17 protein-coding genes are annotated in these 16,027 nt (G+C 44.0%); 3 read left to right on the top strand and 14 right to left on the bottom strand.

What is annotated here, in order from left to right; genetic code table 11:
- Positions 1-38 precede the first annotated feature (38 nt).
- From ACOOE0_RS06950 to ACOOE0_RS06910, 9 genes are all read right to left on the bottom strand, one after another.
- Positions 39-452, bottom strand: coding sequence for a DUF6691 family protein (locus tag ACOOE0_RS06950; protein ID WP_420401746.1), 414 nt, complete (start codon positions 450-452; stop codon positions 39-41).
- On the bottom strand, positions 449-1,012 hold the full coding sequence (locus ACOOE0_RS06945) for a YeeE/YedE family protein (RefSeq protein ID WP_420401745.1): 564 nt from the start codon (positions 1,010-1,012) through the stop codon (positions 449-451). Before ACOOE0_RS06945 ends, ACOOE0_RS06950 begins: the two co-directional genes overlap by 4 nt.
- Before the next feature lie 111 nt (positions 1,013-1,123).
- On the bottom strand, positions 1,124-1,699 hold the full coding sequence (locus ACOOE0_RS06940; RefSeq protein WP_420401744.1) for a RidA family protein: 576 nt from the start codon (positions 1,697-1,699) through the stop codon (positions 1,124-1,126).
- 36 nt (positions 1,700-1,735) lie between these two features.
- Positions 1,736-2,950 (bottom strand): aminotransferase class V-fold PLP-dependent enzyme, encoded by a 1,215-nt coding sequence (locus tag ACOOE0_RS06935; protein ID WP_420401743.1) that lies wholly within the window; start codon positions 2,948-2,950, stop codon positions 1,736-1,738.
- 16 nt (positions 2,951-2,966) lie between these two features.
- Positions 2,967-3,437, bottom strand: a complete 471-nt coding sequence (locus tag ACOOE0_RS06930) for a RidA family protein (protein WP_420401742.1) — start codon at positions 3,435-3,437, stop codon at positions 2,967-2,969.
- Between the two features lie 33 nt (positions 3,438-3,470).
- Positions 3,471-4,409 carry an RraA family protein gene (locus ACOOE0_RS06925; protein WP_420401741.1) on the bottom strand — a complete coding sequence of 313 codons (939 nt, stop codon included), beginning with the start codon at positions 4,407-4,409 and terminating at the stop codon, positions 3,471-3,473.
- 10 nt (positions 4,410-4,419) lie between these two features.
- Positions 4,420-5,517: a bile acid:sodium symporter family protein gene (locus ACOOE0_RS06920; protein WP_420401740.1), complete on the bottom strand. Its 1,098-nt coding sequence runs from the start codon at positions 5,515-5,517 to the stop codon at positions 4,420-4,422.
- A gap of 10 nt (positions 5,518-5,527) precedes the next feature.
- Positions 5,528-6,781, bottom strand: coding sequence for an amidohydrolase/deacetylase family metallohydrolase (locus ACOOE0_RS06915; protein WP_420401739.1), 1,254 nt, complete (start codon positions 6,779-6,781; stop codon positions 5,528-5,530).
- A gap of 12 nt (positions 6,782-6,793) precedes the next feature.
- Positions 6,794-8,566: a PQQ-dependent sugar dehydrogenase gene (locus tag ACOOE0_RS06910; RefSeq protein WP_420401738.1), complete on the bottom strand. Its 1,773-nt coding sequence runs from the start codon at positions 8,564-8,566 to the stop codon at positions 6,794-6,796.
- A gap of 278 nt (positions 8,567-8,844) precedes the next feature.
- On the opposite strand from ACOOE0_RS06910, the gene ACOOE0_RS06905 reads away from it, so the two are divergent.
- The 3 genes from ACOOE0_RS06905 to ACOOE0_RS06895 are packed head-to-tail and all read left to right on the top strand — an operon-like array spanning position 8,845 to position 11,409.
- On the top strand, positions 8,845-10,065 hold the full coding sequence (locus ACOOE0_RS06905; protein WP_420401737.1) for a sulfite oxidase: 1,221 nt from the start codon (positions 8,845-8,847) through the stop codon (positions 10,063-10,065).
- 1 nt (position 10,066) lies between these two features.
- A complete protein-coding gene (locus tag ACOOE0_RS06900; RefSeq protein WP_420401736.1) occupies positions 10,067-10,519 on the top strand; it encodes a monoheme cytochrome C in 453 nt (150 codons plus the stop codon).
- A gap of 8 nt (positions 10,520-10,527) precedes the next feature.
- On the top strand, positions 10,528-11,409 hold the full coding sequence (locus ACOOE0_RS06895; protein WP_420401735.1) for a sterol desaturase family protein: 882 nt from the start codon (positions 10,528-10,530) through the stop codon (positions 11,407-11,409).
- Here the strand turns inward: ACOOE0_RS06895 and ACOOE0_RS06890 are convergent.
- From ACOOE0_RS06890 to ACOOE0_RS06870, 5 genes are all read right to left on the bottom strand, one after another.
- On the bottom strand, positions 11,406-11,675 hold the full coding sequence (locus tag ACOOE0_RS06890) for a heavy-metal-associated domain-containing protein (RefSeq protein ID WP_420401734.1): 270 nt from the start codon (positions 11,673-11,675) through the stop codon (positions 11,406-11,408). The genes ACOOE0_RS06895 and ACOOE0_RS06890 overlap by 4 nt on opposite strands.
- A gap of 33 nt (positions 11,676-11,708) precedes the next feature.
- The gene (locus ACOOE0_RS06885; protein WP_420401733.1) at positions 11,709-12,089 is read right to left on the bottom strand and encodes a rhodanese-like domain-containing protein; all 381 of its coding nucleotides are present in this window, start codon (positions 12,087-12,089) and stop codon (positions 11,709-11,711) included.
- 6 nt (positions 12,090-12,095) lie between these two features.
- Positions 12,096-13,505, bottom strand: a complete 1,410-nt coding sequence (locus ACOOE0_RS06880; protein WP_420401732.1) for an MBL fold metallo-hydrolase — start codon at positions 13,503-13,505, stop codon at positions 12,096-12,098.
- Positions 13,506-13,571: 66 nt separating this feature from the next.
- Entirely contained in the window at positions 13,572-15,296 is a 1,725-nt protein-coding gene (locus ACOOE0_RS06875; protein ID WP_420401731.1) for a SulP family inorganic anion transporter, read from the bottom strand.
- Between the two features lie 62 nt (positions 15,297-15,358).
- Positions 15,359-15,991 carry a Crp/Fnr family transcriptional regulator gene (locus ACOOE0_RS06870; protein WP_420401730.1) on the bottom strand — a complete coding sequence of 211 codons (633 nt, stop codon included), beginning with the start codon at positions 15,989-15,991 and terminating at the stop codon, positions 15,359-15,361.
- Between the last annotated feature and the right edge of the window lie 36 nt (positions 15,992-16,027).

Raw genomic sequence — 16,027 nt, 5'->3', positions numbered from 1 at the left:
AACGGATAGCAAAAATATGTTTTTTTGGGAATCAAATACTAATGCGGCAGTTTGCTTTTTAGAAGACCGTAGGTAAAAGTGCCCAGTAAAGCTCCAAAAAGGACAATCAGAATGGGAACGAATCCCGCTCCAACCAGCGTATACATGGGTCCAGGACAGGCGCCAGCCAATGCCCAACCCAAACCAAAAAGAACACCCCCAACAGCATTGGCAACGAAGTTCCTTTTCTTATCGGCTATAACAATTTCATTCCCCTGAAATGATTTGGCTTTGGAACGTTTCACCCATTGTACAAACAATACCCCCAAACCTACCGCGGACCCAATAATCCCATACATATGGAAAGCATCGAACTGGAACATCTCGTAGATTCGGAACCAAGAAGCTGCCTCGGATTTGTAGAGCACAATCCCAAAAAAGGTACCGACTATTAAAAAAGCTACATTTCTCATGGACTAAAAATTAAGGGAAACAAGAAGTGGATCATGATAAGGCCGCCAAGGAAAAAGCCCAATACCGCTACCAAGGAGGGAAGTTGAAGATTGCTCAAACCTGAAATAGCATGTCCCGAAGTGCATCCACCCGCATAACGGGCACCGAAGCCTACCAAGAACCCCGCTACTATTAAAATAATCCAAGTGAAAGGACTGGATAGGCTTTCCACTGAAAAAAGCTCTGAAGGTAAGTAAGCACTTCCTGCACTTGAAAAGCCAAGTTCATTCAAAGACGTAATTGAAGATTCAGAAATGGCCACACCCGCTTCGGAAGATAGCAGATTTGCGCCTAAAAAACCTCCAATGACCACCCCAACAACCACCATCAAGCTCCAATTTTTGGATTTAATGTCGGTTTTAAAATAGTCCGCAATTCGACCCGCACCACCTATGGAGCACATCGTTTCCAAATTGGTTGACATGCCAAAACGCTTGCCCATTAATACCAATAGCGCCATAACAAGGACAATCAAGGGTCCAGAAACGTACCACGGCCAGGGTTGTAATATTAGGTCCACCTAGAATAAAATTTTTCCAAAGTAAAACACTTGACCTGAAACCTCAGGTAACCAAAGTTACACAAGGGATTTCCCGGTAGCATAGGAAATAGATTGGTAACCAAAAATTTCTTAGTCCTCTACCTCTACGATCATTTCAATCTCCACGGCAATGTTACGTGGAAGTGAGCCCATTCCAACCGCGGCTCTGGCATGCTTCCCACGGTCACCGAAGACTTCAACCATCAAATCGGAAAAGCCGTTGATGACCTCTGGGTGATCGCCAAATTCGGGTACGGCATTTACCATCCCCAATACTTTTACCACACGTTTTACCTTGTTCAAATTACCCAATTCCGCTTTAAGAACTGTAAGTTGGTTAATTCCGGTAACCCGCGCTGCTTCGTATCCTTGTTCCACAGTCAAGTCACCACCCACTTTCCCGGTAATCAATTCCCCGTTGGCTTGGGTTGGCCCTTTTCCAGCCAAAAACAGCAGGTTGCCCGTCCGCACCACGTTCACATAGTTTGCAACTGGGGAGGAAGGTGTACCAAGAGTTATGTTTAGATCAGCCAATTTGGCTTCTGGATCGTAATCACTTACAGCAACAGGATCAGCTTCAACCGGCTTTTGTTCCTCTTGGGCTTGAGGTGATTCTTTACATGATATAAAGGCAATGGTCAAAACAAATAGAAAGTACTTTTTCATTTTAGTCTGGTTTAAACGTTTTGGTGTTTCCCAAAGTTACGCATTGGCCAGAATTTCCTTAAGTCTCTCTGCAACAATCCTTTCCTGACCAGGGACCATCATCCATGTGGTAATCCCTATGGTTTCCTTATTGCCCACGGTAGCAATGGAAGGATGTCCTTCCTTAAGCTTTTTACGGGCTTCCTCAGGGGTAATCTTGACTTTGTTTTGATCCCATTTTATCCGTAGCGATGGTACATGATTGGCATGGGGTGGTACATGAATCTCAGATTCTACCCCATCAACCGAAGTTGCGCTATCGCTGATCAGTTGAATCTGATTTTCCCACATTTCCCATTCCTTTTTGTGGTCTTTGTTCAGATAAAGTTCAAGGGCTACCAACATCCCAAAAACCTCTTCTTTGTTCACCTTCATTCCTCTTGCAATGGTGGTGCCTCTTGGTGGGGTATGCAATCGTGCCGCTTTAATCAAATCCTTTCTGCCCAGCAATAGTCCAGCACTTTGTGGCCCTCTTATCCCTTTACCTCCTGAAAATGCAACAAGATCAAAACCTAGTTTGGTGAACTTAAATAGATTTTCCACAGGAGGAACATCAGCGGCACAATCTATAAAAGTTGGTATGCCGTGCTTTTTTCCAATGGCCACAAATTCCTCATAGTCCACTTCCCCTTGATCCGTATTGGCATTCAAAAACCAGAGCATCGCCGTTTTATCATTGATTTTCTTCTCCAGTTCTTTGGCGGTTTTGACCTTTACCAATTTGGCGCCTGTATTTAACAGGGCATGGGTATATCCAATATCGTGGGCTTCTTGAAGAATCACTTCATTTTTAAGTCCTGAAGTATCGGGCAATTGGGAAACCTTTTTTTGATCCATCCCGCAAATCACACCTGCCAAACCTATAGTCATGGCACCAAAAGCTCCGGAAGATACGGTGGCATATTCACAGTCCAAAAGTTCCGCAATACGTTCGCCAACCTTGTCGTGTAATTGGTCTAGATCCACATACTCGGTTGTTCCAAATTTGATGGCTTCCACCACCTCTTTGGGCATCATGGAGCCTGTCATGGAAGTGTATGTTCCAGCGGCATTGATAAAAGTCCTTAAGCCCAGTTCTTTAAATAAATTCCTGCCTACAGGTTTAGCCATATTGGCCCCAATAGTTTGAGGGGTCAACAATCCTGCTCCAGCCAAACCTCCAATTACGGGAAGGCTGGACAATGTTTTTAATAATTTTCTTCTGCTGATCATGATTCTGTTCTTAGTGTTAATCCAATGCGGCAATACAGTCTATTTCTACCAGTGAATTTCCTGGCACACCGCCATAGGTTGCCACGGTAGTTCTCACAGGTGGGTTTTTGCCAAATCGACCTCTATATACCTCGTTCATTTTATGATAATCGGCCAAATCTGCGAGGTAAACATTCACTTTCAAAACCTTGTCCATTGAGGTTCCGTTTTTGACCAATTCTTTCTCTACTTCATTAAGCACATGATCTGTATGAGCTTTGATATCCCCATCAAAATGAGCTCCTTTTCCTGCTACATAAAGGGTGTTGCCATGTCTTACCGACCCTGAAAACAAGGGCACATCCTGGTCGTTAACAACATCCCCTACAACTTCCTTTACAGCCTTTTTCTCCTTTGCTAGCGCAGATACAGTGCCCGCTCCAAAAAAAGCGGCCACACCCAATCCTATGCGCTTCAACGATGATCTTCTATTTGTTACTTTTTTCATTTTGTATGCTTTTGATTTTAGTTATTTACTGATTTACCACATGCGTTTTTTGAGCAACTCCTGAATCTGCTCTTTGGGAACGGGAAGCTCATCGATATGATCTTTAAGCCATCCTGAAAAATCCTTTTCAATTTCATCGGTCCATTTATTATCGATTTGCCCAGGAGTGTACTTGCCCTCTTTCAATCGGGAAATACCGAACAAATCACGGAGTCTTACCACTTCGGAGGTAACCACCACTTTTTCAGCTAAATGCGAAGGGACGAAAACTACGCCTTCTTTTTTTGCCAAAACCACATCTCCCGGCAATACGGTTGCAGCTCCCATTCGAATAGGCTGATTGATGCCCAGTAGCATCACCTCGGTCAAAAATGACGGGTGCCAACCACGCACAAAAGCGTTAAAGCCCTCTATTTCCGAGAGTCCTTCCATATCCCTACTGGAAGCATTGAAAACTACCCCGGTCTTAGATTTTGCATAGATGGAATTTCCCAAATTATCACCGATCAAGGTTCCGTCCACTATTTTTCCAAAGGCGTCGGCAACATAGACGTCCCCCTCAGACAACATGTCTATGGGCCAGGAATTGGTATTTCCAATCCTTCCCTGTTTGGTTCCGTTTTCTTTGATCACGGTCGCCACATCCGGGCGATTGGGCATGTATTGAACCGTAAGTGCTCTTCCTACCACCACTACGTCATCATGTAAGGGCTGCCAGCCACCTTCAAACTGGTTGTAATATCCTTCATTTCTCAAAACACCCCAGGCTTCTTCTATGGTTACCTTTTTCATTCGCTCCAAAACGTCATCCGCCACTTTAGGCCGTCCATCATCAAAGCGTTCTCCCTGCCACTGTGGTGTCAGGAAAAGGATTTGTTCCTTGGATGTGGTCTGTCCTTGAACAGAAGCTTGGACAAGAATAAAGGCTACTAAACAGACTGTTTTACAATACTTGAATAGGGTTGGTTTCATTTTTAAATTTTTATTTTTCTTCTTGATTCTCGTTTTTAAAAGGGCTTTTTTCGCGCCACCAGGTGGCCAAAGAGGAACCTGAAATGTTCATCCATGGGCCAAAAATGGCCGGTGCCAATCCAATGGTGGCCACCTTGCCCATTTCCAGGGCAATTCCAGAAGCCAATCCCGCATTTTGCATTCCCACTTCCAAGGCAATGGTCCTGCAATCCTGTTCTTTCATCTTCAAAATCCTGCAGCCCCAATAACCCATAAAATAGCCCGCCATATTGTGCAAGATGGCAGCAACAACCAGGAATAATCCAATAGATAATAGGCTATCCCTACCAGCAGCTGTAATGATTACAATAATAAAGGCGATCCCTGCCATGGAAACAATGGGCATGGCCTTATCCAACCATTTTGCCTTTCCGTGAAAAAAGTGGTTGAACAATAGTCCTACCGCCACAGGCAGAATCACAATTCTTACAATACTCAACATCATGCTCCAGAAATCAATGGGTACAAATTCGCCCGCAAATACCTCCATCAATAATGGGGTCATTAGGGGAGCCAATAAGGTAGAAACCGCCGTTAGGGTAACCGAAAGGGCCAAATTGGCCTTGGCCAAATACGCCATTACGTTGGATGCCAGACCACTTGGTGAAGATCCCACTAAAACTATTCCAGCCGCAATCTCAGGCGGAAAAGCAAACAGGGTGGCTATGCCAAATCCCAAAACCGGCATTATGGTGAACTGACATACCAATCCCACCAATACGCCCTTGGGCATTTTTACCACACCCATAAAATCCTTAAAACTCATGGCCGTCCCCATTCCGAACATGATGATCTGCAACAGCGGCACAATCAAGGTCTTGAACTCAAATCCACCAGCTTCCTGAAAATAGGATGGATAGTACATGGCCAAAGTGACCGCCGCAAAAATTAAAATGGTGTAGGAGAACCCTTTTAAAAAGGAATGCCCTCTTAAGGCCAAGGCCAATAAGAGGAAAAAGAGGACCAAGGCAGGTCCTGAAAGTTGGGTGTTCCCTGTTACCAAAAATGCAATTCCAGCGGCAAGACAGACGAGTCCAATCGCAAGCAGGATCTTATGTTGTTTTTTCATAAATATGTAGTTAGTTAGCTTTCCATTCTTCTTTGGATATTCCATTCATGTCCCAGACCACTTTCCCTTCCCTAAGGGTAAGTTCGCATTCAATACGCTCGGAACCTGTAATCTTTTTTCCTCGGACATCCACAAACCCAAATTCCCCCTTTCTTACACTGATCAGGGTAACATCGGCTACAGCGCCTTCACTAAGATGTCCCAAATCGGGTCTTTTAATAATGGTGGCCGGGTGATGGGTAACGGCATGCACCACTTCCTTTAAGGACATCCCCATCGCCAAAAATTTGGACATGATGTTGCTCAAATCCTTCATACCAGCGTTCATACTGCCCGTATGCAAGTCCGTACTGATCGAATTGGGTTTGAACCCCTGTTCCAAGGCTGGAATAGCTTGATCAAAAAGAAAACTTCCCCCACCGTGGCCCACATCGAAAATTATTCCTTTTTTTCGAGCTTCAAAAACGTAATCTCGCACCTTTCCGTTATCATCAACAATAGCAGTACGGCCCCTTACGTTGGCATAAGCATGGGTAAAGATATCTCCTGTCCTTAGCTTCTCAAGAAAGAGTATGTTCAACGGAAGTTCAGGATCACTTCCACCAAAATCAATCATTACCGGTATATCTGCCAAGGTACCAGCTTCAACGGTACGCTCGGTAGGAAGCCAGTTATATCCACTATAGTGCGCCAATTTTACCCCTACGACATCGTTGGGGTATTGCTTAGCCACCATTGAGGTCAATTTTGGGTCCATATCCGCAAGGTTTTGCTCTACCGCGCCTCCTTTCATTCCCGAACCTATAATGTTCAAAAATGCCAATACTCGGGTTTTGGATCGGTCTATTACCTGTTCCTTGAATACTTTAAAATTTCGCCAGCCTGCCCCTCCTGCATCAGCAACGGTGGTTACTCCGCTCCGAAACGTAAACCCATCTGGAGGCAAGGCCGAAAAGCTATTGCTTAGATAGCCCATGGGTACGGTACCATAAAAATTATGGCTATGGATATCCAGAAATCCAGGGGATACAATCAATCCTTTGGCATCCACAACATTTTTTGCGCTTTTCTTGGGAATGTTTGAGGCCACCTTGGCAATCTTTCCATCGCTTATGGCCACATCCATGGTTTGATCAATGTTGTTTTTTGCATCGATGACATGACCGTTCTTAATCAGAATGTCATAGTCCTGAGCGTGCGTCTGCAATGTGGTAACAGCAAACGCGCAACATAGCAATAGGCTGAGGATTGGATTTGCTTTCATAATATGTTCTATTTAATGGGTATGGTTATTCTCGTCTTCTTCTTCCTGCGTATCCAATTTTGCTCGTACCGCTTGAACCTCTTCTTCGGAAATGGCACTTGCATCATTGCCAAAGTTCGATCGGATGTAGGTAAGGACCTCCGCTATATCTTCATCACTTAAAAAACTGTGCTGGGGCATTACACCGTTATAAACAGTTCCATTGATCTCAATGCTACCGTCCATTCCTTCCAAGGTAACTCCGATAAGACGTTCCTTATCCCCTGTAACCCAATCGGTGTCCACCAGTGGTGGGAACCTTCCTGTAGCACCTTGACCATCTCTTTGATGGCAGGCACTGCAATAGGTATAATAGGTTTGTGCTCCCCCTGAAATGATTTCATCCTTGGTCAGGTCATCTTCAATTTCGTCAGGGGTACGAATATGGGACAACTCCTTTCTTGCTTCCATTGCGGCCAAGTCAGTTTCACCAAAAGTTGCCTTGTCGCCTTCAAAAACAATTTTCCAAATCTTTCCTTTTACGGAATCTGATAAAAACATAGACCCATCAGGGCCAAATGCAATTCCCATCGGTCTGAATTTTGCATCCCTAACACTAACAATGGGGTCTACTTTGGCAAAACCATCCGCAAAAACCTCCCATTCTCCAGAAGGCTCTCCATTCTTAAAAGGTACAAAACCTACAAAATATCCAGATTGCGGATAGGGCGCCCTATTTGTGGATCCGTGGAAAGCAATAAAAGCCCCGTTCTTATAGCGTTCGGGAAATTGATCACCTTGATAAAAAACCAAATCGTTGGGAGCCCAGTGGCCTGGAAAGCCAATTATGGGGTCATCGCACTCCTCGCATCTACCCACTATTTTGCCATCCCCACCATATTCAGGGGCCAGGACCTTTTTCTCTTGTAGTTGATCATAGTAGCAATAGGGCCATCCAAAATCAGAACCTTCCTCAACCCTTATAAATTCTTCAGATGGAAGCAAGGCACTCTGCCAGCCATCGAATTTATTTGGAAACAATCGCAACAAATCATCCCGCCCATGGACAACCACATAGAGGTTCTTATCATCCGGATTCCAATCCATAGCCACTACGCTACGAATCCCAGTCGCAAATTTTTGCCCATCTTCCTGGGTCTGGTTCAGTTTATTGGCATCAAATTTCCAAATGCCTCCATGTTTCTCCAAATCCGGACATGGATCCTGCCCTGGAGCTCCTGGGGTTCTTTTTGGACTCTGGCAGGCATTGGATGGAGCACCAAAGGGCACATACATATTCCCTTGATCATCAAAAGCCAAAGGCTTGCCAATATGCTCATGCTTACCGTGTTCATGGTCATCTGTAAGAACCACTTCCACATCTCCTTCTGGAATCAGGCTTCCAGGAGTTAATTTATAGCGATAAACCACCAGCTCGGAGCTAAAATAAAGGTAGCCGTTATACACATGCATAGCGGTTGCATAGCTCCATTTTTGCTTTTTTCGGTAACCTCCAAACTTGAGGACTTCTTCGGCTTTGCCGTCATTATTTGGATCGTGCAGAACAGCAATAGCCGAATTTTCATTTGAATTGCGCAATTTGGCATACACTTGACCTTCCGGTGCCACTGCCAAATGCCTTACCCGTTCATCTATGCTATCCACCATGACGGTGGCCTTAAATCCTTCAGGTAAGAACAACCCTCCGTTGGGTTCACCTGTATCTTTTTCACATCCTGATGCCATTATACCGAATGCTACACCAAACAGTATAACCTTTAACTGTAGACGAATGCCTTTCCCCATGTTTTTGCTGTAATAATGGTTGATTATTGAGCGAGGTTCTTCAAGAACCTTTTTAAGGTATAACTATATTCCGTACGTAACCAAAAAAGTAGACGAAGGACGTTGTTGCACCTCTTTACGCCGATATTCTACTGATAATATGCATTTTACCCATATTTGACCAAACCAACCCTTTAGAATGTGATGCTCCCACGGCATAAATTGATTCGTTTTTAAGCTTGTCCCTACTGCTATAATCCGTATCTTTTGATGCTTGGATTTGGTAGCTAATTTTGACTATGGACAGAAGAAATTTCTTGGGCAAAAGCATATTGGGAACCCTTGCTGGGACTTTTGGTTTTGAGATTGTTTTTGCCAACAAACTTCCCTCCAATTACCTTCCTCTTTTCTTGCAGGACCAAGACCCGTTCAAGCTTTTTGGCAAGGACAAGGAGATGGTGGTACTCAACAACAAACCTTGGAACATGGAGGCCCAAGCCCATCTTTTGAATGACCGGGTCACTCCAAACCAATACATGTTCATCCGAAACAATGGTATCATCCCCACAAACATAGATGCCTCGCAATGGATCCTGACCATTGATGGGGAATCCGTGCAATCCCAAAAGCAATTTTCGTTACAAGATTTAAAAAGCAAGTTTGGGCAATATACCTACCAATTAACCCTTGAGTGTGGTGGCAACGGGCGTAGTGAGTTTGATCCTCCTGCCAAAGGAAACCAATGGACGATAGGGGCAGTTTCTTCTGCCCAATGGACGGGTGTTCGCTTACGCGATGTTTTGGAATCCGTGGGACTCAAGTCAGATGCAGTTTATGTTGGATACCATGCTGCGGATACCCATTTGAGTGGTGACCCAAACAAGGAACCTATTTCCAGAGGTGTCCCTATTTCCAAGGCATTACAAGATGAGACCTTGCTTGCTTTTCAAATGAACGGGGAGGACATTCCTTTGGCCCATGGTTACCCTTTGCGATTGGTTTGTGGAGGATGGCCTGCTTCGGCCTCTGGAAAATGGATCAACCGCATCAGTGTTCGAAACAAAGTACATGACGGAGCCAAAATGGGAGGTAGTTCGTACAGAGTTCCTTGTGAAACTGTATCCCCAGGGACCAAGGTTGAGGATGAGGATATGTGCATTATAGAATCCATGCCCGTAAAATCCTTGATTACCTACCCCAAAAGTGGAGCCCTGATCAAAGCCGACAGAAAGTTGAATATCAATGGCCATGCGTGGGCAGGTGAGCTTCAAGTGACCCAAGTGGAGTACTCCATTGATTTTGGAAGTACGTGGCTAAAATGCAAGTTGGAGCAGCCTGTCAATAGGTTGGCTTGGCAACATTTTTCAGCCACTATCAGCTTTCCCAAAAAAGGATATTATGAAGTTTGGGCCAAAGCCACAGACCAAAATGGAAAAAGTCAGCCCATGGTATTACCAGGTTGGAATCCCAAGGGTTATTTAAACAATGCCTGTCACCGAATTGCCATTAAAGTAGTATAGCATGAATGGGGATTTTAACCATCAAGTGAAGCAGCTATCGAGACTTCTCTTTTCATTTTTACTCTTATTTATAGTATTGTTTGTCGGCTTGTTCTATTGGGTCAATCGACCACCAAAACCAGCATTAGAGACTGATGAAATTATACCCGTTGTTGCTGTGGATGATAGCATAGAAAATGGTATTCATCTGGCAACGGGATTTGTCGACGATGAGGGCATGCAGGCGACCATTCAAAATTGCACCAATTGCCATTCGGCCAAATTGGTGACGCAGAACCGCATGAGCAGGGAAGGTTGGGAAGCTACCATTCGCTGGATGCAAGAAACCCAAAACTTATGGGATTTAGGGAATAATGAAGACCTTATCCTAACTTATTTGGCCAAAAACTATGCCCCAGTTTCCAAGGGCAGACGGCAAAACATTGACCAAACTGTGTGGTACGAACTTGAGTAGATTTAGTCATGGAATATATTGAAGCTTTTACGAACAGCTTTTTGGGCACCGCACAATGGACATGGAAGTCCATCCTATTTCAGGTGCCATGGAACACCAATTATTTTTGGGGATTGATTATCATTTCCTTGCTCGTATGGGGCTTGGAAATCCTCTTTCCATGGCGAAAAGGTCAATCGATTTTCCGCAAGGACTTCTGGCTGGATGGCTTTTATATGTTTTTCAACTTTTTCATCTTCGCCATTGTGGTAAGCGGGGCGTACAAGGTTTTGGAAATCCTCTTTGGTAAGCTCGGAATTACTGCAAAAAGTCTTGCAGTTGTCGATTTAACGACATGGCCCGTTTGGCTTCAATTATTCATCTTTTTTATAGTGTTGGATTTTGTCCAGTGGTTTACCCATGTCATGCTTCATCGGTTTCCAGTACTATGGAGGTTTCATCAGGTGCACCACAGTGTAAAGGAAATGGGATTTGCTGCCCACTTGCGGTACCATTGGATGGAAAACATTCTGTACAAACCTTTAAAAACCTTTGGGGTAATGCTCTTGGGAGGCTTTGAACCGGAACAGGCTTTTATTGTACACTTTGCGGCCATTGCCATTGGTCACCTGAATCATGCCAATGTCAAAATTACCTATGGGCCATTAAAGTACATTTTCAATAATCCCGTAATGCACTTGTACCATCATTCCTATGTTCTACCCAAAGGGAGTTATGGAATTAATTTTGGGATAAGCCTAAGCCTTTGGGACTATCTTTTTAAAACGAATTACATTCCGGAAGATAGCGGTACCATTGCACTGGGATATCCTGGTGATGAGCATATGCCCAAAGGTTTTTGGGGGCAACTTTTTTACGGTTTCGGAAAAACCAAATCAAAGGATGCTTAGTTTCCAAATCTTCCTATCGCACAACTTACATACGATTTAGCTTTGAGCAAAACCCCATTGTCATCTTCCAAGACAGGATAGCCAAGGGTTCTTAATTTTTCCCTTAGTGCCACAGCTGTAGGCTCAGAACCATAGCTTACCTCAACCATTCCAGATTCCGGATTCACCTGTACCTCCTCAACATCTTCCATGGCTTCCAGTTTGGATACAATGGTATTGGCACAACCCCCGCACTTAAGGTTTTGCACTTGAAATTCAATTTTCATTTTAAAAATATTAGGTCTGGGAGAAATTTCTTTTTATTCCGATGTTGTCCAATCATCATAACCTCCTGAATAGTCATAAACCGTCTGGAAGCCCATGCCAACCAGACGCTTAGCGGCTTGGTTGCTACGCCCCCCTTTTTTACAGTAGAGGTAAATGGGAGCTTCTTTGTCCATTTGCGATATTCGCTCTTCAAAATCAGAGGCTTTTATATGGATGTTTATGGCATCTCCAATGTGGCCCCCTGCATACTCTTCGGGAGTTCTCACATCCACCAACTGGACACCTTGGCCCAAAGCCTCAGCCTGCATGGTAGCTTTGTCAATTTTCTTAATTACCTTTTCCTTCTGTGGTTGACAGGAAAAGCACAATAGACAACAAACAATTGACGCTAGGTACCGCAAGCTATTTTTCATTTGATATTATTTCAAGGTAGTTGGACACACATAGTCGGTCACGGGAATCCCCGCTTCCTTAATGGCTTTAAATCCACCGGCTACGTCCACTAAGTTATGAATTCCCCGACTCTTGAGAATGGATGCCGCAATCATACTTCGGTAACCTCCCGCACAATGCACATAAAAGGTCTCTTCCGAAGGAAATTCAGCCAAATGATCATTCAAATAATCAAGAGGCGCTAAGGCAGCGTCTTCAACATGCTCAGCCAAAAACTCCGGTTCCTTTCGAACGTCAAAAACTGGAACCTTTTGCTCCAATCGTGCTTTAAAGGTGGTTGCGTCAATACTTTCAACGGAATCCAATTCCTTACCGGCATTTTGCCAAGCTTCCACTCCACCTTTTAAGTAACCCAAAGTACCATCAAACCCAACCCTGGACAATCTTGTGATGGTTTCTTCTTCCTTGCCTTCCGGGGCAATTAAAAGAATGGGTTGTTTTACATCAGCAATGAGCGCTCCAACCCAAGGAGCAAAACTACCTCCCAGTCCAATAAAAATTGAACGTGGCACATGTCCTTTGGCAAAGTCGTCTTGATGACGTACGTCCAAGAGCACTGCTCCAGTATCGTTCGCTGCTGTTTCAAAAGCATCCGGGCTTAGCCCTTGGGTTCCGCGTTCCAAAACCACATCTATATCCTCATACCCTTCTTTGTTCATTTTTACATTTAGTGGAAAGTACTGGGGTGGTGGCAATAGCCCATCTGTCACCTCAGCAATAAACTCTTCCCTTGTCATATTGGCTCTTAGGGCATAGTTCATTTTTTTCTGATTCCCTAAGGTATCCACCGTCTCTTTCATCATATTTTTTCCACAGGCAGACCCAGCTCCATGCGCGGGATATACAATGACGTCATCCGCCAAGGGCATAATTTTACTTCGTAAACTATCATAGAGGGTTCCCGCCAGCTCTTCCTTGGTCATGTCCGCAGCTTTCTGTGCCAAATCCGGTCTACCCACATCCCCTAAAAACAGGGTGTCTCCGCTGAATATGGCATGGTCTTTTCCAGTTTCATCCTTGAGCAAAAAGGTGGTGCTCTCCATGGTATGTCCTGGAGTGTGAAGCACTTTTATGGTGAGCTTTCCCAACTTAAATTCCTGACCATCTTTTGCAATAATGGCTTCAAAGGAGGGGTTGGCCATTGGCCCATAAACAATGGGTGCGCCAGTTTCCTTGGATAAGGTAACATGGCCGCTCACAAAATCAGCATGAAAATGCGTCTCTAGAATATACTTGATCTTTGCGTTGTCTTCCTTGGCTCTTTTGGTGTAGGGTTCCACTTCTCTAAGCGGATCTATAATGGCTACTTCCCCTTCGCTTTCAACATAATAAGCCCCTTGGGCCAAGCATCCTGTATATATCTGTTCTATTTTCATGATTTTGAAATTTTGTTCAAAAATAACTTCATTATATCACCCCTACAGTGACCAAAGTTACAAAGCTTAGGTTTTAGATTGCAGGGATATTTTTTCCTGGATTTTACTCCGTTTCTTTTGATTGGAGCAGTATTCCACGGCCTCCAAGATTCTTACAAAAAGGTTTTCTTTCCCAATGATATCGATTAAACCACTGCTCTTAAAGATATCCCTTGTGGGGCCTATAGCTCCTGATATATAAAACTGGATTCCTTTTTTCCTAAGATCTTTGACGATTCGCTCCAACATGGCCGCTCCACTACTATCGATATAATTTATGGCCTCCGCATTGAGAATTACGAATTTTAGTTGGCTTCCCTTCAAGTCAACCTGTTTATAAAGCTGCCTTTTAAAGTAGTCCCTATTTCCAAAATACAATTGCGCATCAAATCTTAAAATCAACTTATCCGGGTCTACCTCCACCTCTTCAGAAAAGCGATCAATATTTTTGAAGTAGTCCGTGTCCTTAATTCTGCCCAAAATGGCAATATGGGGATGCGAAGTCCTGTAGACCAACAAAAACAAGGAAAGTAAAACCCCCAATAAAATACCCTCAATGAGACCTATGAAAAGTGTCATTGCGAATGTTATGAGCAATAAGAAAAATTCATCCTTTCTATTTCTCCAAAGGGCCAAGGGGTATTTCAAATCCACAAGCCCAAACACGGATACCATAATGATGGCGCCCAAGACGGCCGTAGGTAAATTATAAAACAAGGGAGTCAGGAAAAGTAATGTTCCCGCAATAAAGAGGGCACTGAACACCAAGGACATTCCAGTCTTGGCACCCGCATTTTCATTGACCGCTGTTCTTGAAAAGCTTCCAGAGACCGGCAAGGATTGGAAAAAAGAACCCAATACATTGGACAATCCCAAGGCCCTTAATTCTTGATTGGCATCCAGTTCATACTCTGGATGACGTTCTTCCAGAGTCTTTGCTATGGAAATGGCCTCCATAAATCCATAGAGTGCCACAGTGATGGCCAAAGGCAATATTTCTCCAAGCTCAATCAGCTGAACATTGGGAAATTGAAACCCTGGTAGACCTTCGGGAATGTCTCCTACCAAGGGAACTCCCCTATTTTCCAAGCCAAAAAAGGTCACGGCCAAAATCCCTAGAATAACTATGAGCAAAGCTATGGGCAACCTTTTTCCCACTTTTCCCAAAAGCAGGATTATGGCGATGGCCACCAAACCAACAATAAGAGCAAAGGTGTTGATATGCGACAAGCTGCTGAAAATGTTCTGAAGCAACTCATGAATTTTGCTCGATTGTGCGAATTGGGTTCCCAGAATATGTTTCAATTGCCCTAAACCAATTAAAATGGCTGCTGCGGATGTAAACCCACTGATGACCGGTTTGGACAGAAAGTTAACGAAGAACCCCATTCTAAAGATTCCAAGCAAAATCTGCACCCCTCCTACAGCCATGGTCAAAAAAAGTACCGCTGCTATATAGTCTTCCAAGGAAGCCAAATGTAGGGCCCCGATACCAGCGGCCACCAATAGGGAATCCATTGCAACCGGCCCAACTGCCAATTGTCTGGAAGTACCCGTAAGCGCGTAAACAAGTTGTGGTACCAGAGCAGCGTACAATCCATAAATGGGAGGTAATCCAGCAATCATGGCGTAAGCCATGCCCTGGGGCACCAACATAATCCCCAAACTTGTGCCTGCAAATAAATCACTCACAAAAGCCGAACGATCGTACTTTTTTATCCAGGACAAAATGGGAAAATACCGTGCTAACATTTAGTGGCTTTGGGCAAATGTAAGGTAGTTCACTCTGATTTTCGGTAACCTAAGACACAAACCTAAAGGTCTATAAGTTCTATATAGTTTCTATGCAAAATCAGTTTCTGCATCTTTTCCAACTTCTTCAGAAGCCTGGAAACCACTACTCTGGAAGTATGCAGATCGTAAGCAATCTCTTGATGGGTACTCCTAATGCATTTATCATTGGTGACCTCGGATTTCTTTACGAGATAGTCCACTAATCTCTGGTCCAAATTCTTGAATGCTATGCTGTCCACAGTCTGCATCAACTCGTTCAATCGGCTGTGATAACTGTCAAAAACGTAGTTTCTCCATCCCCTATACTTTGCAAGCCATTCTTCCATTTTTTGCACGGGAACCATAATCATTTTGGCTTCGGTTTCCGTAATGGCCCTGATCTCACTTTTGGTCTGTCCCAAACAGCAAGCCATGGTTACGGAGCAGGTCTCACCTTGCTCCAAATAATACAAAAGCAGTTCATCCCCTTCATCATCCTCCCGCAGTATCTTGATTGCTCCAGATAATAGTAAGGGCATGCTCCTTACATAATTGCCAATATCCATCAACATTTCACCTGCCGGATATTCCACAAGCTTGCCCACAGTCATAATTTCTTCCAGCAACGGCTGCTCAAAATGATTCCCGAAGATGTTGTACAGTTCAGTCTCCATGGTACAGAATTACTGCTTAAAAGTAGTCATTTAACT

The sequence above is a fragment of the Flagellimonas sp. genome, assembly GCF_965215805.1.
Lineage (GTDB): Bacteria > Bacteroidota > Bacteroidia > Flavobacteriales > Flavobacteriaceae > Flagellimonas.
The sequence above is the reverse complement of the archived record's forward strand: the minus strand, read 5'-3'. Positions and strand labels throughout refer to the sequence as shown.